The organism is [Clostridium] hylemonae DSM 15053 (assembly GCF_008281175.1).
GTDB lineage: Bacteria > Bacillota > Clostridia > Lachnospirales > Lachnospiraceae > Extibacter > Extibacter hylemonae.
Genome location: NZ_CP036524.1, coordinates 1,573,273 through 1,591,459 on the forward strand (window position 1 = coordinate 1,573,273; position 18,187 = coordinate 1,591,459).

20 protein-coding genes are annotated in these 18,187 nt (G+C 50.2%); 16 read left to right on the forward strand and 4 right to left on the reverse strand.

What is annotated here, in order from left to right; translation table 11 throughout:
- The first annotated feature begins 31 nt into the window (after positions 1-31).
- Entirely contained in the window at positions 32-580 is a 549-nt protein-coding gene (locus tag LAJLEIBI_RS07215; protein ID WP_006443997.1) for a nuclear transport factor 2 family protein, read from the forward strand.
- Here the strand turns inward: LAJLEIBI_RS07215 and LAJLEIBI_RS07220 are convergent.
- Complete coding sequence (locus tag LAJLEIBI_RS07220; RefSeq protein WP_006443998.1) at positions 577-780, reverse strand: hypothetical protein; 204 nt, start codon at positions 778-780, stop codon at positions 577-579. The genes LAJLEIBI_RS07215 and LAJLEIBI_RS07220 overlap by 4 nt on opposite strands.
- Before the next feature lie 205 nt (positions 781-985).
- Here LAJLEIBI_RS07220 and LAJLEIBI_RS07225 point away from each other — a divergent pair, with 205 nt between their 5' ends.
- Entirely contained in the window at positions 986-2,323 is a 1,338-nt protein-coding gene (locus LAJLEIBI_RS07225; protein WP_006444000.1) for a glutamate synthase-related protein, read from the forward strand.
- Between the two features lie 50 nt (positions 2,324-2,373).
- Here LAJLEIBI_RS07225 and LAJLEIBI_RS07230 read toward each other — a convergent pair whose 3' ends face one another.
- A complete protein-coding gene (locus LAJLEIBI_RS07230; protein ID WP_006444001.1) occupies positions 2,374-2,889 on the reverse strand; it encodes a VanZ family protein in 516 nt (171 codons plus the stop codon).
- A gap of 140 nt (positions 2,890-3,029) precedes the next feature.
- On the opposite strand from LAJLEIBI_RS07230, the gene LAJLEIBI_RS07235 reads away from it, so the two are divergent.
- The 10 genes from LAJLEIBI_RS07235 to LAJLEIBI_RS07280 all read left to right on the forward strand — a co-directional run bounded on the left by LAJLEIBI_RS07235 (position 3,030) and on the right by LAJLEIBI_RS07280 (position 10,112).
- On the forward strand, positions 3,030-3,947 hold the full coding sequence (locus tag LAJLEIBI_RS07235; RefSeq protein WP_006444002.1) for a magnesium transporter CorA family protein: 918 nt from the start codon (positions 3,030-3,032) through the stop codon (positions 3,945-3,947).
- Between the two features lie 14 nt (positions 3,948-3,961).
- Positions 3,962-4,654, forward strand: coding sequence for an SGNH/GDSL hydrolase family protein (locus LAJLEIBI_RS07240; RefSeq protein ID WP_006444003.1), 693 nt, complete (start codon positions 3,962-3,964; stop codon positions 4,652-4,654).
- A 16-nt stretch (positions 4,655-4,670) separates the two neighbouring features.
- Positions 4,671-4,922 (forward strand): hypothetical protein, encoded by a 252-nt coding sequence (locus LAJLEIBI_RS07245; RefSeq protein ID WP_006444004.1) that lies wholly within the window; start codon positions 4,671-4,673, stop codon positions 4,920-4,922.
- 106 nt (positions 4,923-5,028) lie between these two features.
- Complete coding sequence (locus tag LAJLEIBI_RS07250; protein WP_006444005.1) at positions 5,029-6,132, forward strand: helix-turn-helix domain-containing protein; 1,104 nt, start codon at positions 5,029-5,031, stop codon at positions 6,130-6,132.
- 3 nt (positions 6,133-6,135) lie between these two features.
- Positions 6,136-6,345 carry a PLD nuclease N-terminal domain-containing protein gene (locus tag LAJLEIBI_RS07255; protein WP_006444006.1) on the forward strand — a complete coding sequence of 70 codons (210 nt, stop codon included), beginning with the start codon at positions 6,136-6,138 and terminating at the stop codon, positions 6,343-6,345.
- Positions 6,346-7,257, forward strand: a complete 912-nt coding sequence (locus LAJLEIBI_RS07260; protein ID WP_006444007.1) for an ABC transporter ATP-binding protein — start codon at positions 6,346-6,348, stop codon at positions 7,255-7,257. It abuts the gene before it with no gap.
- Positions 7,254-8,018, forward strand: a complete 765-nt coding sequence (locus tag LAJLEIBI_RS07265; RefSeq protein ID WP_006444008.1) for an ABC transporter permease — start codon at positions 7,254-7,256, stop codon at positions 8,016-8,018. Before LAJLEIBI_RS07260 ends, LAJLEIBI_RS07265 begins: the two co-directional genes overlap by 4 nt.
- A gap of 79 nt (positions 8,019-8,097) precedes the next feature.
- The gene (locus tag LAJLEIBI_RS07270; RefSeq protein ID WP_006444009.1) at positions 8,098-8,931 is read left to right on the forward strand and encodes a DUF5685 family protein; all 834 of its coding nucleotides are present in this window, start codon (positions 8,098-8,100) and stop codon (positions 8,929-8,931) included.
- Between the two features lie 6 nt (positions 8,932-8,937).
- Complete coding sequence (locus LAJLEIBI_RS07275) at positions 8,938-9,588, forward strand: J domain-containing protein (RefSeq protein ID WP_006444010.1); 651 nt, start codon at positions 8,938-8,940, stop codon at positions 9,586-9,588.
- Complete coding sequence (locus LAJLEIBI_RS07280; RefSeq protein ID WP_006444011.1) at positions 9,579-10,112, forward strand: hypothetical protein; 534 nt, start codon at positions 9,579-9,581, stop codon at positions 10,110-10,112. Before LAJLEIBI_RS07275 ends, LAJLEIBI_RS07280 begins: the two co-directional genes overlap by 10 nt.
- 63 nt (positions 10,113-10,175) lie before the next feature.
- On the opposite strand, the gene LAJLEIBI_RS07285 is transcribed toward LAJLEIBI_RS07280, so the two are convergent.
- The gene (locus LAJLEIBI_RS07285; protein WP_006444012.1) at positions 10,176-11,039 is read right to left on the reverse strand and encodes an oxamate carbamoyltransferase subunit AllH family protein; all 864 of its coding nucleotides are present in this window, start codon (positions 11,037-11,039) and stop codon (positions 10,176-10,178) included.
- 272 nt (positions 11,040-11,311) lie between these two features.
- On the opposite strand from LAJLEIBI_RS07285, the gene allB (LAJLEIBI_RS07290) reads away from it, so the two are divergent.
- From allB (LAJLEIBI_RS07290) to LAJLEIBI_RS07305, 4 genes are read left to right on the forward strand one after another with little or no spacing between them, the layout of a single operon-like run.
- Positions 11,312-12,721: an allantoinase AllB gene (gene allB, locus LAJLEIBI_RS07290; protein WP_006444013.1), complete on the forward strand. Its 1,410-nt coding sequence runs from the start codon at positions 11,312-11,314 to the stop codon at positions 12,719-12,721.
- A gap of 27 nt (positions 12,722-12,748) precedes the next feature.
- The gene (locus tag LAJLEIBI_RS07295; protein ID WP_138263678.1) at positions 12,749-14,110 is read left to right on the forward strand and encodes an NCS1 family transporter; all 1,362 of its coding nucleotides are present in this window, start codon (positions 12,749-12,751) and stop codon (positions 14,108-14,110) included.
- A 15-nt stretch (positions 14,111-14,125) separates the two neighbouring features.
- Positions 14,126-15,499 (forward strand): allantoinase AllB, encoded by a 1,374-nt coding sequence (gene allB, locus LAJLEIBI_RS07300; protein WP_006444016.1) that lies wholly within the window; start codon positions 14,126-14,128, stop codon positions 15,497-15,499.
- Between the two features lie 28 nt (positions 15,500-15,527).
- Complete coding sequence (locus tag LAJLEIBI_RS07305) at positions 15,528-16,889, forward strand: NCS1 family transporter (RefSeq protein ID WP_006444017.1); 1,362 nt, start codon at positions 15,528-15,530, stop codon at positions 16,887-16,889.
- A 374-nt stretch (positions 16,890-17,263) separates the two neighbouring features.
- On the opposite strand, the gene LAJLEIBI_RS07310 is transcribed toward LAJLEIBI_RS07305, so the two are convergent.
- Positions 17,264-18,118: an alpha/beta hydrolase fold domain-containing protein gene (locus tag LAJLEIBI_RS07310; protein ID WP_006444019.1), complete on the reverse strand. Its 855-nt coding sequence runs from the start codon at positions 18,116-18,118 to the stop codon at positions 17,264-17,266.
- Positions 18,119-18,187: the final 69 nt, after the last annotated feature.

The window sequence follows — 18,187 nt, forward strand, 5'->3', positions numbered from 1 at the left end:
GCAGTACGGCAGTTTGTATGAGGAGGGTTACATGTCTGTAAAAATAATATCAAAAGACGAGAAAGACCGGGAACTGATAATGGAGACTGTCCGGAATGCACGGAATCAGGATTATACGCCTGAGATGCTGTGTGAGCTCCAGAAGGTCATAGAGACAAAATATTATTACTGGTGGCTTATGGATATGAAAGGGGAGGAGTATGCCCCAGATCTGTTCGGCAGAAACTTTCACTATTTTTGCAACGGCCATCTTGTGACCGATGACGGGGCATACCAGGCGCTGACATCCAAATGGGTCAACTCTGCCATGGTCACGATGCATATGGGGCATCAGCCCCTCGTCTGGCTTATGGATGAGAACAACGCCCGCGGCGTGTTCCAGTATGAGGACCACCATGTATATAAAGAAGATGATTCGGTGGTGGAGACATGGATGGTCTACTGTGATGATTTTGAGAAGGACAGCGGCGGTACGTGGCATATCACTAGAATGCGCATGTATCAGAAACAGGCGGACGGCCGGTACCGCGATCCGTTTCCTCCGAAAGACTGGGTGCCGGAAGGATGGAAAGAGTCCTAAGGGCGGATGCCTTCCACAGTGATACATTTGATGCCAAGTATACTCTTTAGACCGAGGGTGACGGTATCATCATAACTTAATGCAGGGGTAAGCACAAGGATCTCTCCGGACTCACCGGGAATCCTTCGGCTTACTCTTTTTTTGCCTGTGAGCCGCTTTGCGGCTTTCCTGTCAGCAAATCTTGCTGTTATCTCCGGCACGCCGGTTCACGAACTGGGAGCGTACGCCTCGATCAGAATGGTATTCAGATTTTTCCTGTTCATATAGTCCTTCAGTTTATTCTCGTATATCACGCGCATTTCCCAACCCTCCATGTGAATGTCCGCCGGATGTTTATATTTTACCATGAAACGTGAAGGATATGGTATACTTAATAAAAAATATGCATAAGGGAGGCAGAAGTTTATGGCAAGGTATAAATGCGGTGTGTGCGGGTACATATATGACGAAGAAAAGGAAGGAAAGCCCTTTGAGGAGCTTGAGTCCTGTCCGGCCTGCAGACAGCCGAAGGAATCGTTCCAGGCAGCGGACGGGGAAGATGGCGCAGGGCAGAAGTGCGGTTACCGTTATATGGAGGTGATCCGGCAGATGGCAGCCACAGGACGGCCGGTCATCGAGGCGATGGGAACGCAGATGCCGGTGCCGGGATTTGATGAGATACTTGTACTCGGAGCGCAGCTGAATCCGCCGCCGCTGGACGCCGGTGAAGACGTGAACATCCGGACGGTTATCGGGAAACATGCGAAGAAGCCTATGGTGCTGGAAGGGCCCATGTATGTCTCACACATGTCCTTTGGCGCACTGTCCAGAGAGGCGAAGACGTCGCTTGCAAGAGGAAGTGCTCTTGCGGGAACTGCCATGTGCAGCGGAGAAGGAGGAATCCTGCCGGAAGAGAAAGCAGCCGCTTACAAATACATATTCGAGTATGTTCCGAACCGTTACAGCGTGACACCGGAGAACCTGCGGGAGGCGGACGCTGTAGAGATCAAGATAGGACAAGGGACAAAACCGGGGATGGGAGGCCATCTTCCGGGCGATAAGGTGACAGAGGAGATCGCCAGGGTGAGAAACAAACCGCTTGGTAAGGATGTGATCAGCCCGTCCAAATTTGAAGATATAAGTACAAAAGAAGAATTAAAGGAGCTCGTGTGGCAGCTTCGGGCATCTTCGCAAGGACGCCCCATCGGTATTAAGATCGCTGCGGGAAGGATTGAGAAAGACTTGGAATACTGCGTGTTTGCACAGCCGGACTTCATCACGATCGACGGCCGCGGCGGAGCTACAGGAGCAAGTCCGAGGATCATCCGGGATTCGACGAGCGTGCCGGCAGTCTATGCGCTCCATCGCGCAAAGAAATATCTGGAGGCGTCAGGGGCAGATATTGATCTGATCATGACAGGGGGCTTTCGTGTCTCCGCTGACGCTGTAAAAGCGATCGCTATGGGAGCATCGGCGGTGGCTGTCGCATCGGCTGCAATGGTGGCGGCAGGCTGCCTGCAGTTCCGGGACTGCGGAAGCGGCAGGTGTCCGGCCGGGATCGCGACCCAGGACGAAAAGCTGAGAGCCAGATTTGATGCCAGAGCCGCCTCCGAACGGGTTGGGAACTACTTTAAAGCCGCCTTTGATGAAATACGCACATTTGCCAGGATCACAGGCCATAAGGACATACACGATATGACAGTAGAAGACCTGTGCACCATAAGCAGGGATATTGCCGAATATACAGATATTCCCCATGCATAGCAGACGTATGTCTGCGGCCATATGTCCTGCCGGTGTGTGAAAAGGCTGTATCAGAGGTTTGCCAGGATGAGTATAAGTATGAGAGCGCACAGACATACGGTTCCGGCAGCGGCCAGGATATTGAGGATCTTATCGAGTTTATCTTTTTGCCGTATAAGCCTGCCGGCGCCGGCATACAGGCCGATACCGATGATTCCGCCAAGCGTATTGTCGATCAGGTCCGTAATGTCGGTGGCTCCAACGGCCAGTATATACTGCAGTGTCTCAAGCAGCAGACTGTAACCGGCGATCAGGGCGGTCCTTTTCAAAAAAGACAGATCACTTCTGAGCATGGACAGGTAGATGCCGACAGGCACGAATACGAGTATGTTCTCAAATATTTCCGACAGCCGTACTTTTCCGTTGACGATCAATGAACCGGCAAACGGGATGAGGTTTATGCTCCGGAAGCGGCCGAATTCCGAAAGGGAAAACTGCATCTTAAACAGGATGATCCATGTCACCAGAAGAAGATAGATGACAAAAAGCGCGGCGGTCAGACGGTTATATTTTGGGTTTTGTTTCATGTGATTACCCTCCTCAGTTTATAAGAACAGTATAAATTAGAAAAATGAAGAAAAGACAAGTTATTTCTTAAGATATTATTTAAATGGTGCAAGATGTGGTATGATATAGACAGTTATATATATTTAAGGAGGGAATATAAATGCAGTATCGTCTGGACGGCAGTATCGTGCCGGTTGGAGATGATGAGACCATTGAGGACAACGAGGCGCTTGTGGTGATCATTACATCAGAGGAGTACGAGTCAGAGTATAAAAAGCAGTTTCAGAAAAAAATGCTGCTCAATATCTATCACACGCATTACTGCAGGGCGGATCTGCTGAAGGATTGTGTCATCGGAACATTTGTTATCCCGAGAAAGGATGACCTGCTCGGGAAGTATATGACATTCGGCTACTATATGACAGCAAAAAAGCTTGTGCTTGTGGATGACTCGGGCATCATTGAAAAGCTGGTAAAGCATATGGCGGATACGCTGACAGTAGAAGAGACATACACGGCGCATTTTCTCTTTGAGCTGATGGAGTATCTTGTCAAAGAGGATGTTATTTTTCTCCAGAATTATGAAAAGAAGCTTTCAGAGCTGGAAGGAGTGCTGCTTCAGGGTGTCATCACGGACTTTGACCGGCAGATGCTGTCGATAAGAAAGGAGCTTCTTGCACTGCAGTCATATTATCAGCAGCTCATCGAGGTGAGCGAGACGCTGGAAGAGAATCAAAATCACATGTTTGACGATGAAGACTGCCGTGTCTTCGACCTGTATTCCAAACGGGCGGACCGCCTGTTCGACAATGCCAGACGGCTGCAGGAATATTCCCTTCAGCTTCGGGAGATGTATGAATCCCAGATAGATATCCGGCAGAACCAGATCATGAAGTTTCTTACGGTCGTCACAACGATCTTTCTTCCGCTCACGCTGATCGCCGGATGGTACGGAATGAATTTTGTCGGTATGCCGGAGCTTAAGAGTCCGTACGGGTATACGGTAGTTATCATAGTAAGTATCGCGATCATTGTCGTGGAGATCTGGCTGTTTAAGATAAAGAAATGGTTTGATTAGAAAGGGTATTCAGAATGGTTTTATGTATCGGGGACAGCCTGACGCTCGGCGTCATGGGATATTCTTATATTTCGTTCTTACGCCGGGAGGAAAGAATCGTAAATCTCGGCGTTAACGGCGATTCACTCTGGGGCGGCACACGGAGGCTGCGCAGCTGCCTGAAAAAAAGCAAATATAAAAGTGCAGATACGGTCGTCATCTCTCTTGGAACGAACGATATACTGCTTCCTTATCTGTCCGGCCGCTCTCTCTTCTGGAAAGCGCAGTGCAGACTGCGGAATCTGTACCGCAGTTTCAGCAGTGACATATGGGAGTTTGCCGAACGCTATGAGACGATAGTCAGAGAACTGGCGGATGAGGAATATAAGGTGATTCTCATAGGACTTCCGTACATACAGCTGGCAGGATATCCGCTCGGGAAAGTGGAGGCATATAACGACTGTATACGGAGTACGGCCAAGAGATACGGCGCACAGTTCATAGACATATATTCTATGCAGAGCAGGCATGTGAAAAAGGTCCGGACGTGCAGCTGGGGAAGATATAATTTCGGAAGGCTGGCGGACGGCATGTTCATGCTGCTGTTTCCGCACAGAAAAGATGTATTGTCCCGGAAAAGAGGTCTGGCGGTGACGGTGGACGGCGTACATTTTAATTCCGGCTCAGCGCGGCTGCTTGCGGGTGCGGTGGAGCGGGTGCTCGGTTGAGAGGAGGCGTTGTGTTATGTTCTTTGACAGAACGGAAGTATTCATGACAATGGAACTGGCGCGGTATGCAAGGGCGAAGGAAATTCTGGACGGGAAGGGAATACCGTACACGGTCAAGACAAAAAGCTCAGGAGGCTACAGCGCCAATTCGCACAGGATGGGAAATTTCGGAGAGAAATTTGAACACAGTATCACATATTATATATACACGAAGAAAGAGCATGCGGAGCGCGCAAAACATTTTATATATAGTGGGCTGCACGGATAGAAAAAAGTTTCCAATTTGGAAACTTTTTTTCTTATTGTTGCGTCTTAATCCGTTGATAATGAGGATAATAATACTATAATGGGATTATAAGAAGGAGGGAAGAAAAATGGCTGCTGTGAATATTGGCAAAAATATTATGAAATACAGGCGGGAAACAGGAATCACCCAGGAACAGCTCGCAGAGCATATGGGAGTATCGAAGTCATCGGTGTCCAAATGGGAGACCGGCAACGCGTATCCGGACATCTGCCTTCTTCCGGAACTGGCAACTTTGTTTAATATCTCTGTCGATACTTTGATGGGATACGAGCCGCAGCTTACGAAGAAAAGAATCGCAAAGCTGTACCGGGAGCTGGCGGAGGCATTTCCGTCAGAGCCGGAGGGGACATATGAAAAATGTGAAAACATGATCAAGAAGTATTATTCCTGTTTTCCATTTTTATATAAGATGGCGCTGCTGTATCTGAATCATGCAGTGCTCATGAAAGAGCCGGATACGGTGATGGAGCGTGCATGGATGCTCTGCAGAAGGATAGAGCAGGACAGCGCCGATGCGTCGCTCATCAAAGATACGGTCTCGCTGGAGGTGACGATACTGATCATGCGCAACAAACCGCTCGAAGCGCTGGAGATACTCGGCGAGGATGTAAGGCCGCTGGGCCAGGACGCAGAGATGACCGGGGCGGCGTATGAGCAGCTGGGCGACCGGAAGAAGGCAAGGGAGATATTCCAGGTCTGCGCGTACCAGCATCTGCTCTTCTTTATGCAGGATTCTGTAAATTTGATGATGCTCAGCACAGAAGACAGGGAATTCTGCGACGAGACGATAAAGAGGCTTACGGAGATCATAAAGCTGTACGGACTGGAAAAGCTGCATTTTTATACGGCGCTGCAGTTCTATATGGCAGCGGCGGAATTGTATGCCGGAAGAAACGAGGAAGGGAAGGCCGTTGAGATGATCGAAAGGTACACCGATGTTGTGTTAAAGACACCGATGCCGTGGAGTCTTGCCTCCAGAGATTCTTACTTTACAGACGTCGATGACTGGCTGAAGCGGTTTGATGCGGATAAAGGCACGCCGAGAGGCTCCAGGCTCATCAAAGAATCCCTTTCAGCTTCACTGACGCAGAATCCGGTGTTTCAGCATATGCGGGAAGAATTCAGGTTCCGCACATGTGTGGAAAAACTTAAGAAATTACAGGAGGAATAAAATATGAATGCATTCGATGTATTAAGGGAATATCTGCCGGTATTGCTGCCGCTTATCCTCATAGAATTAGGGCTGGCGCTTACGGCGCTCATACATGTGCTCCGCCACAGACATTACAAATTCGGAAACAGGGCGCTGTGGGTGATCGTAGTGCTGTTCGTGCAGATCATCGGTCCGGTTGCATATTTCGTATTCGGGCGGGAGGAGTCATAGATGAACACATTGGAGATCCACGCACTTAAAAAACGCTTTGGACAAAACGACGTGCTGAAAGGGGTGGAGCTTTCTGTGCCGCCCCATTCCGTCTATGGACTGATCGGACAAAACGGCGCGGGAAAGACGACCACTATGCGGATCGTACTAGGACTGCTCGCGCAGGATGCAGGGGAAGTGTATGTGTGCGGCGAAAAGGTAAAGTACGGGGAGACAAAGACAAACCGATATATCGGTTATCTGCCGGATGTCCCGGAGTTTTACGGGTACATGTCTCCGGAAGAATATTTGGGACTGTGCGGGAGAATCTCCGGTATGGATCATTCCGGCATCAAAGAAAAAAGTGAAGAATTATTGTGCCTGTCGGGACTGAAAGACAGCAGAAAGAAAAGGATCGCGGGATTCTCCAGGGGGATGAAGCAGAGGCTTGGCATTGCCCAGGCACTTCTGAACGAGCCGAAGCTTCTCATATGCGACGAGCCCACATCCGCGCTGGACCCTATGGGACGCAAAGAGATACTTGACATACTGGAACAGGTAAAAGAGAAGACGACGGTTATCTTTTCGACCCATATCCTGTCTGACGTAGAGCGTATCTGCGATTCTGTCGCAATACTTCACAACGGAACGATCATACAGGACGGGGATCTGGAGGAACTGAAAATGAGGCATATGGCAGATTCTCTTCTGCTGGAGCTGCGGCGTCCGGAGGATATGAAGGGGCTGCTTGGAAAGCTTCAAGGTCTGCAGGCCAAACAGCACGATAAGGTGTCGCTCGTCATTCATGCACCGGATATATACGAGACACAGTACCGGCTGATGAAGATTCTGTCAGAGAGCCGGACGGCGGTGGAAAAGCTGGAGATCCAGGAACCTTCGCTGGAACATCTTTTTATGGAGGCGGTGAGATGAGAGGATTTGCAGCATTTACGAGAAAAGAATTTACAGAGTATTTACGTTCCTATAAACTGCTCATCATTGTGATGGTATTTCTTCTGCTTGGTTTCATGAATCCGGTCTCCGCGAAATATCTGCCGGAGCTGATGGAGAATTTTATGCCCGCAGGGATGAAGATGGAGATCCCGGAACCGGTAATTGCAGATGCGTGGGCACAGTTTTTTAAAAATGTACCGCAGATAGGGCTTGTCGTCATGGTGATCATCACAAGCGGAACGATGTCGCAGGAGTTGAGCAGAGGGACACTGCTGCCGGTGCTGACAAAAGGTCTTAAGCGCAGAGCGGTCTGGCTGTCCAAATTCACAGGCGCCGCCGTACTCTGGACGGGGAGTTATTTCCTTTCATTTGCGGTGACGTATGTGTACAGCCTTCTGTTCTGGGACAAAGCGTCGGTGCCGGAGCTTGGGACGGCGGTGGTCTTTGCATGGCTGTTCGGCCTTCTGCTCCAAAGCGTAGTTCTGCTTGGAAGCACACTGTCCAGAAGCTATGCGGGAGGCCTTTTGTCTGCGGGAGCGCTGGTGCTTGCCGGGATGGTGATGTCCCTGTTCCACGGAGCAGGCAGGTACAGCCCGCTCCGGCTCGCGTCGGACAATATGTCACTGATTGACGGAACGCTGAAGACAGGGGACTTTCTGCCTGCCGCGGCAGTTACGGGCCTGCTCACGGCGGCGGCCGTGCTGGCCGGAATTATGGTGTTTGACAAGAAACAACTGTAAAAAAGAACAGGTTTTGTGATATAATAGGCTGACAGCATTGCTGGCAGCCTATTATATCGTTTGAAAGAAGAGAGGAATTATGTTTGGATATGTTAATATTTACGAACCTGAGTTAAAGGTCAGGGATTTCAGAAAGTATAAGTCATACTACTGCGGACTCTGCCATACGCTGAAAGAGCGGTATGGGTTTCTCGGGCAGATGACGCTTACATATGATATGACATTTGCGGTAGTGCTGCTTACGTCTCTTTATGAGGCGGAGACAGAACATATAACGTGCCCGTGCAAGGTGCATCCGGTAAAGAAGCAGGATATGCTTGTAAATGAATATACGGCATACGCGGCAGACATGAATATGGTGCTCGCTTATTTTCACATGAAGGACGACTGGGTAGATGAGAAGAAGATCAGCGGATTTGCGGGGACATATGCACTCCACCGCAAAGTAAAGAAAATAATAAAGAAATATCCGCGGCAGAGCAGGGTGATCTGCAGGTCGCTGAAGGAGCTGGCTGCCTGTGAGAGAGAGGGCGTCACAGATATTGATATTCCGGCGGGATGTTTCGGCAGGCTTATGTCAGAACTGTTCGTATACAGGAAGGACCACTGGGAGGAGCGCCTCAGAACGCTTGGATTCTTTCTGGGCAAATTCATATATATTATGGATGCCTACGAAGATTTGGAGAAGGATGTAAAAGAGGGCTGCTACAACCCTCTGAAAGAGACGGCAGACAGGCCGGATCATGAGGACAGGTGCCGGCAGATCCTCCAGATGATGATCGCGGAATGCTGCGCCGGATTTGAACAGCTGCCGTGTCTTTTAGATGTAGACATTTTGAGAAATATATTATATGATGGAGTTTGGAACCGCTATAAAAAGGTTCAGCAACAAAAGAAGGAAGCGAAGGAATAAAGCATTATGACAAAGAATCCATATGAAGTGTTGGGGGTATCTCCGAATGCATCAGACGATGAGATAAAGAGCGCGTACCGGGAACTGACAAGAAAATACCATCCGGACGCCAATGTAAATAATCCTTTGGCCGATCTGGCGGAAGAGAGGTTCAAAGAAGTTCAGGAAGCTTACGATACGATCATGAAAGAGCGGGAACAGGGCGGCGGATACCGTTACGGATACGGCGGCGCGTACGGAGGGACCGGCGGCGGGCAGCAGGCAGGTTACGACAGCGCGCAGCAGAATGTGGAGATGCAGGCGGTGTATAACTTTATTAACAGCAGGCGGTTCCGTGAGGCGCTGAATCTACTGGACAGAATGCCCGACAGAACGTCACAGTGGTATTATGCAAGTGCATATGCCAACGCAGGCATGGGCAACAACGTGCTGGCCAGGGACCATGCGGCCCAGGCGGTCAATATGGAGCCAAACAATGTGCAGTACCGTCAGCTTTTGAGCCAGCTTGAATGGAACAGCCAGAGGTATCAGAACAATCCGTACGGCGGATACGGCGCCGGCGGACAGACGTGCGGGACCGGAAATATGTGCTGTGACCTCTGTATAGCCGACCAGCTCTGTGAATGTATGGGAGGAGATCTTTGCACATGCATATAAAGGCAAAATCAATGGCAGTGTGCGGGCTGATGCTGGCCCTGTCCGTCGTCTTTATGGTACTTGGCAGTGTGATAGAGACGAGCACCTTGTTTTTACTGGCAGCTGCCTCTTTTTTTACGGGGATCGTCATTCGGGAGTTCGGCCTTGGAATGGGGGCCGCATTCTGGATTGCGGCAGTCCTTCTCGGATTGCTGCTCGCTCCGAATAAATTCTATGTCATCACTTTTGCGGCGATGGGATTTTATATTGAAGCAGCCGAATTTATCCACCGTAAGCTCGGAACGATTGCAAATCTTAAGAACCGCAGCGCGGTATTCTGGGTGTTAAAGTATATCGTGTTCAATATTTTGTATATACCTGCTGTATTTGGATTCCGGGAGCTCTTGTTCGGACGCAGTATATCCGGCGGATTCCTGGCTGTTGTTATCGTGGCGGGACAGGCGGGGCTGTTCATATACGACAGGGCTTATGAATATGCGCAGAGGCAGATCTGGAGCCGGATGCGCAAGCATCTTATGAATTAGAAATTAAATGTAAAACGCAATAAGGATGGCAGAGCAGCCAACGACTGTTCCGCCATCCTTATTTTAAGGAAGCAGCAGGTCCAGAGCGTAAAGAATTCCACACAACGTGTCTGTCCCGGAAGAATGACCGACGGCGCTGAAGTTACGGAGGATCTCATCTGCCGGAGGCAGATGAGGGAGAGAGCATACGGCCTGGCTGAACTGATTCTGGAGGGCGCAGTGCAGAAAGGTCCGGCTGATATCATTTGTATCGGACAGACGCCCTTCAAGTTGTATGGCGAGAGCGCGGGCAAAAGGATGTGCGTCCTGGCCGCAGAGCGTAAGAGCAGCAAGTATACCGCACAGGAAGTCGTCGCCGCTCGGGGTAAGTCCGATCCCGAGTCCAATCAGCCCGGCCAAGACACCGGCCGCTTCGGAATATTCTTTTTCCCGGAAAAGGATACGGCAGCGGGACATACGCTTTCCGGCTGCAGAGAGCATCAGATCATTTGGAGCTGCCGTCCGGGGAGCAGAGGAAAACAACAGACAGAACCCACTGTTGTCCGAGCCTTTGACGGCCATGCGGACCTGACTGTAAAGTGCGGCGGAAGAAGAGCCGGAAGGTATCGGGACAAGCCCGGACCGATAGATGTGTACAGGCCTGTAAGTGAAGACGGATAACTGTCCGCTGGACGAGATCTCCACAGCTTCACCCGACAGACGCACGGGCTGGCCGGGGCGGATGACGGGAGAAGCCAGGTCCTCCTGCTCAAGATTTGTGACCAGACTGACGGGAGACAGAGGGGAAGCAGCGCTCTGCAGCGCGAGAAGCTGTCCTTCTGTCTGTATATTTATCGTTTTGTTATATACAGAATGAACGATGCCGGAGGAACATTGACACAGGATATTGTCTGCATATGTGGAGGTATGTGTTATTAAACGATTCATAGCGCACGGGCTCCTTGAATGATAGTGGTGGCGGAGGCATTATGACAGACTCCAATCTAATAATAGATTCTATCAAATAATAGAATAAATTACAAAAAATAAATTAAATACGATTTAATTTTATACATATCAGACAAAAAAAGGTTATTTTTTCCCGTTTTCATGTCATTGTTTTTCCCTATACTATCTAATAGAATACAGAGTAAGAAATAAATGGTTAACCAGAGTATGATAAAAAAAAGACAATTTTACCTTTGACAAGGAGGAAAGCAATGTATGATTTAGTTGTAAAAAACGGGAAACTTGTAACCCCGGACAGGATTTACGAAGCTGATATCGCGGTGAAAGACGGAGTATACTCTGCCTTTCTTGCAAAAGGAACACAGACAGAGGCGAAAGAGGTCATTGATGCAGAGGGAAACTATGTATTCCCAGGCATTATTGACTGCCACGCGCATCTCAATGAACCGGGATTTGAGTACCGCGAAGACTTCGAGACCGGCTCCAGGGCCGCCGCTGTGGCAGGCTGTACATGTCTGATCGATATGCCTTTGAACAATGACCCTTCTCTTATGAACAAAGAAATCTTCGATTTGAAGATGGGACGGATCAGCAAGCATTCTGTAGTTGATTTTGCTCTGTGGGGAGGCATTGTAGGAGATTATGACAACGAGCCCGGCTCTGTAAAAAACAATATGAATGACCTTGTGGATCTGCATAAGTGCGGCGTTGCGGCGTTTAAAGGCTTTACATGCCCAAACGGCGACCTCTTTCCTACGGTAAATATGGGAAATGTAAGAAAAGCGCTGGAGATTCTGAAACCATACAATGCACTCTGCGGTTTTCACTGTGAAGAGTTCGGCCAGGTGCTGGAGCGCGAAAGAGAGGCAAAGGCGAGAGAGGGCAGAAGCAGTGAGGAGAAGATCAGAGATTTTCTCGACTCTCACGATGTATGGACAGAATACGTAGCAACGAAAAACGTGATCGATATGGCACGCGCCACGGGCGGACGAGTGCATATCTGCCATGTGAGCCATCCGATGGTCGCTCAGGTCGTAAAAGACGCTATCCACGAAGGACTCCCGGTTACGGCAGAGACATGTCCTCATTATCTCGGTTTTACGGAGGACTTTGTATTTGAAAAAGGCGCGCCGGCAAAATGCACGCCTCCGATGCGTAAGCAGGAGGATATGGAGAAGCTTTGGGATTATGTGCTCGACGGAACATTATCCTGTGTTGGAAGCGATCATTCTCCGGCCGCAGACGAAGAAAAAGATAATGCGGCAAAAGATATATGGCATGCATGGGGAGGCCTGAACGCTATCCAGTATTTCCTTCCTATGATGTTTGACATGACAGTGAACAAGAAAGGCTTAAGCCCGACACTCATCGCAAAAGTGATGGACTACAATCCTGCAAAGGTGTTCGGACTGTACGGACAGAAGGGGGCGTTTGAACTCGGCTTTGACGGGGATATCGTCATCGTGGATCCGGATAAGGAGTGGAAATGTACACAGGAGGAACTTCTTACAAAGGGACACGTTTCCTGCTTTGACGGACTGGAGGGGAAAGGCGCGCCGGTATGTACGATCATCCGCGGCAGAGTAGTCGCTGAAGGCGGAAGCTATAAAGAGGATGCCGTCGGTTACGGAAAGTATGTGACACCGGCAGACGCGAGATAACAAGAGAAGGAATGAAGGAGAAAGATTATGAGTGATGTTAAGAATGAAGTAAAGAAAGAATCAGGCTCACTGGCGCCGATTCAGGAAAAAGACCGTATTATGGGCTGGGGATCTTATCTTATGCTCTGGCTTGGCGGATGTATCTCTATCGGTACGCTGACGATGGGTTCCGCCCAGCTGGACAAAGGGCTTAACCTTATGCAGGTGTTTCTGGCAGTGCTGATCGGCTCCACCATTCTCGTCATCGGTATCTGTGCCAACGACCGGTTCAGTTACAAGTCGGGAGCGCCATATGCGATACAGCTTAAAAGTGCCTACGGCACAAAAGGGAATATCGTACCTGTAATGATCCGTGGACTGCCCGCGATCGTATGGTATGGGTTCCAGACATGGCTTGGAGGTTCTGCGATCAACCAGATATCGATCGCCATCTTCGGATATGACAACGTAGTATTATTCTTCATCCTGTTCCAGGTACTCCAGATCATACTGTCTGTGAAAGGGTTCCATGGGATCAAATGGGTCGAGAACGTGGGAGGCGTTGTCATCGTATGTGCAATGCTCTACATGCTCTATGTATGTGTTACCCAGTACTGGGGAGTTATCGGCGATAAGCTCATCAGCAGGGAAGGTTCCTGGGGGATGCCTTTCATCGCCGCTATCATAGCATTTTTCGGAAACAGTACGACCGTTATGCTCAATGCGGGAGACTACTCACGTGAGCTGAAAGGAGGATTCTCTGTAGGGAAGCGGGGGGTTGCGTACTTTATCGCCATGGTTCCTACCACTGTACTTCTCGGTCTGATCGGTGCGATGGCGTCTACGGCGACAGGTATCGCAAATCCGATCAATGCATTCTCCCAGATGGTTCAAAATAAGGTCCTTCTCGTCGCCACGCTTGGTTTTATCCTGTTCGCGCAGATGACGACAAACCTTGCGAGCAACGTAGTTCCGCCGGCCTACGCATTTATGGACGCATTTAAAATAAAGCACAGGACTGCGGTTATCCTCGTAGGCGTCCTTGCCGTATGTACATGTCCGTGGATCCTCACGAATGACAGTTCGGCGGCAGGACTGGATATGTTCGTCAAGATCTATACGGCCTTCTTCGGACCGATATTTGCGGTGCTGATCACGGATTACTATATTATGCACCGGGGGAAGATCGAGGGAGAGAAGCTTGATGATCTGTATAATGATAAAGGAAATCACGCCGGTGTCAACTGGGCGGCGATCATTGCAACCGCTGTAGGGGCAGTTATCGGTCTGATCAATGTAGACATTTCCTTCTTCACCGCCACAATACCGACAGGCCTGGTATACTATTTCTGTATGAAGAAGATGCCGTCCTGCGGTCGTTTCAGGAAAGGAACTTCACTTGAGAAGTGATAGGAGGTTATACATATGTATGATATTTTAGTGAATAACGGAAAAATTGTGACGGCAGATGCAGTCACAGCAGGAAATATAGCTGTCAAAGACGGCAGGATCGCAGCGGTGCTGGCTGAAGGGATCGAGCCTGAGGCATCCAGGGTGATCGATGCAAAAGGAAACTATGTGTTCCCCGGGGCTATCGATACACATGCGCATCTGAATGACCCGGGCTATGAGTGGCGGGAAGATTACGAGCACGGCACAGCTGCGGCCGCTGTGGGCGGATATACAACAGTTATCGATATGCCGCTGCAGAACGAACCAGCCATGACGAACGCAGACTTATTTGACCGGAAGGAAGAAAAAGTGAGCAGTAATGCATACGCGGACTATTGTTTCTGGGGCGGACTTGTACCGGATAATTTTGAGGACCTGAAGGGGATGCACGATAAAGGCTGTGTGGCGTTTAAGTCATTTATCGGCCCGGTCTCTCCAGATTACAGTTCCTTAAATTACGGGCAGGCATATGAAGCAATGCAGCGCATCAAAGAATTCGGCGGACGTGCGGGATTCCACTGTGAGGACTACTCCCTGATCAAATGGCAGGAGGCGAGGATGAAAAGAGAAGGCCGTCTCGACTGGCAGGGCTTTCTCGACTCCCGGCCTGTCATCGCAGAGATGGTGGCTACTGTTGATATGATAGAGCTTGCCAAGGCTACAGGGTGCAAGGTACATATCTGCCATGTGAGCAGCCCGGATGTGGCGCAGAAGATCAAAGAAGCACAGCAGGAAGGATGCGATATTACGGCTGAGACGTGTTCCCACTATCTGAGCCTTACGGATAAGGATGTCATTGAGAACGGACCGCTGTTCAAGTGCGCGCCGCCGCTGCGCTCCCAGGAGGAAGTAGACAGACTGTGGAAGTATGTGGAGGACGGCACATTCAGCGGTATCGCAAGCGACCATTCGCCATGCTCTTATGACGAGAAGTTCAAGGAGATCCTTGGAAACAAGATCGAAAATGTGTTTGACGTGTGGGGCGGCATAAGCGGGATCCAGAGCGGCTTCCAGGTGGCGTTCAACGAAGGCTGTGTAAAGAGAGACATATGTCCGTCTGTACTGGCTGATTCCATGGCGAGACGGCCTGCGAAAGCATTTGGGATCTATGGCAGAAAAGGAGATATCAAGCCCGGATTTGACGCGGACCTCGTGATCGTAGATCCGGAGAGAGAATGGGAGATCACAGGTGAGTCTCTCCTGTATGTCAATAAAATTTCCGCATTTGCAGGCATGAAAGGAAAAGGACTGCCGGTATGTACGATGATCCGCGGAAATGTCGTTGCCGAAGACGGTAAGATCACAGCAGAAAAAGGCGTGGGCGAGTTGATCAGAAGATTAAGCTAGTCCGTCAAACATCGAGAGGAGAGAGAAGATGAGTAATATTGTAGAAAATCTGGAACTGAACCCGGAACTCGTAACGAACGTGGACCCGGACCTTCAGCCGACAAAAAAACGTATCATGGGATCTTTATCCTATGCCGCAAGCTTTATGGGAGGATGTGTATCCATCGGTACATTTTCCATGGGGGCAGGACTGATCGGGGTGCTGACGGTAGGCCAGGCGATCCTTGCCATGATCATCGGATGCCTTGTTATCGCCATCGCGCTCGTTATTATCGGGAACTGCGGGCATAAGTATGGCATTCCTTATACGGTGCAGCTCAGAAGCAGCTTTGGAACGGCGGGCGTCAAGATTCCCGGTCTGTTAAGAGGCGTGCCGGCGATCATCTGGTTTGGATTCCAGAGCTGGGTAGGAGCGGGAGCGATCAACAGCTGCTTCAAGATCTTATTTGGTTTTGACAACCTCCCGGTCGTCTATGCACTGTTCACGATTCTGCAGGTAGCTTTGGCGATCAAAGGGTTTGAGGGGATCAAATGGCTTGAGAATATATCATGTATTTTCATCATCGCCATCCTTGCCTATATGTTATACGTAGTGAAGACACAGTTTGCCACTGAGATCGACGATGTGTTCTCCGGAATCAAGGGAACGTGGGGCATGCCGTTCTGGGCAGCGACGACGTCCTTCCTGGGGATCTATTCCACTATGATCATCAACGCGTCAGACTACTCACGCAACCTGAAAGAAAACGTGAAGTCCGTGCGCACCGGAAGCATCTACACCGTGGCGATCCTGCCGGTGACACTGTTCATGGGCCTTATCGGTCTCCTTGTGACAGCGGCGACAGGAAACAGCGACCCGGTAGTTGTATTCTCGACAACGATGGGCAGTAAATTCCTCACAGTGGTGACGCTTTTGTTTATCGCATTTGCCCAGGTGACGACGAACGTGCTGAACAACATCGTACCGCCGTCCTATGTACTGATGGAATCCTTCCACATGAAGTGGTCACATGCGACGATAGTTGTAGGTATTCTCTCCGCGTGCTGTATGCCGTGGAAACTGGTCACGGACCAGTCGGCGGCGGGGCTGAGCCTGTTTACCCAGTTCTATTCCGCATTCCTCGGGCCTATCTTCGCGGTTATGGCGGTAGACTATTATATTCTCCGTAAGAAGAAGCTGGATATCAACAACATGTACGATAAACAGGGAGTGTTCAAAGGTGTCAACTGGGCAGCCATCATCGCGATCATCGCAGGTTCGCTCTGTTCACTGCTCATCGTGGAGCTGTCCTGGTATGTAAGCCTCATACCGACAGGACTTGTGTATTACTTCCTGATGAAGTCAATGAAGAGCTCGGCACCATTCCGTAAAGGGACTATTTTTGAGTAGATTTTTGGAGGATCGTGGCGTACGGCGGAGGAAAGGCGGCAGGGGGCTGCGGGACGGTCGGTGCGCTTGCGATCCGTAGGTAAAGAAGACGCGGTATATACTGACACCGACAGATGCGACGGGAAATCTGGATGATTTCCCGTCTTAGCTGTCTCAGAAACTGCACTTGATGTGCAGTTTCTAGTCTGTATATACCGCGTCTTCTTTACGAACGGATCGGCAAAGCTCCCTCCAACGCCCCGCAGCCCCCTGCTGCCTTTCCTCCGCCTGTTACTACACGAAGCTCTAATTTACTCAAGGTGGGAGATAGCTGAGGACTCAATGGATTTATTTTATCCCTATTCACCCTGCTGTACGCCGCCAACTAACCAAACTTAGTCCCCTAAATTCTTATTGAGGAACTTTACTGTCTCCTGGAGTAGTTGGGCGGTGAACGGGTTTGTTTCTTCCCGGTCGAAGTCGTGGGTGTTTCCGGCGGCGATAAACTGTCTGGCCTGGTAGCGGCTGCTCAGTTCGAGGAATTCTTCGTATGGCACATCCGGGTCATTGGTGCTGTGGGCGCAGAAGAGCGGGCAGGGCAGTGCGGCGCAGGCGCGCAGGGTGTAGTCCAGATAGAAGTATTTCTCCCGTCCTTCATACAGGAGGGCGCGCCAGCGGCCCGTCTGTCTTGCGTACACGTAGATGCTGTAGTGTGTGTCCAGTCCTCCCGATGGCTGGAGTCCGGCTCCGGCGTTGTCCAGGCATGAGGCGTCCACGGCCGGAAGGGAACAGTAGTAACTGCTCGGCGTCTGGAACCAGCTGTCGCACAGGAAGCCGTAGCCATAGTAGGAGAGTATGCCCTCCGGCGCGGCGGGGAGGTCGCCCTGGGCGGCGGCCAGAAGGCAGAGGTACGCGCCGGCGGAACGTCCCCAGAGAAAGAAAGGGAGTGCATGGCCGCAATACAGTTCAGGGTATTTGACATAATGGGAGATGGAAGAGGTGACATCATCCAGGATCGTATTAAGCTTTGCCGCCGGTGCAAGAGGATAGTCGAAGGACACGATGATATATCCTGCTTCTGTCAGTGTCTTCTGATGAAGCGCCGGGAGGTCGTCTCTTTCCCCGTACAGCAGCCCGCCCCCGTGGAAGTAGAGGATACAGGCTTTGGGGGTGACGCTGCTGTCCGAACAGACGGTGGCGTGTTTCAGGTAAAGTGTACTGTTTATTTCAATGATTTTTTTCTGCTGCATTGTTCTGGCCTCCTTTTAATGCCCGCGCTGTGATACGAATATATTCTTGTCTGATGCGGATAAAATATT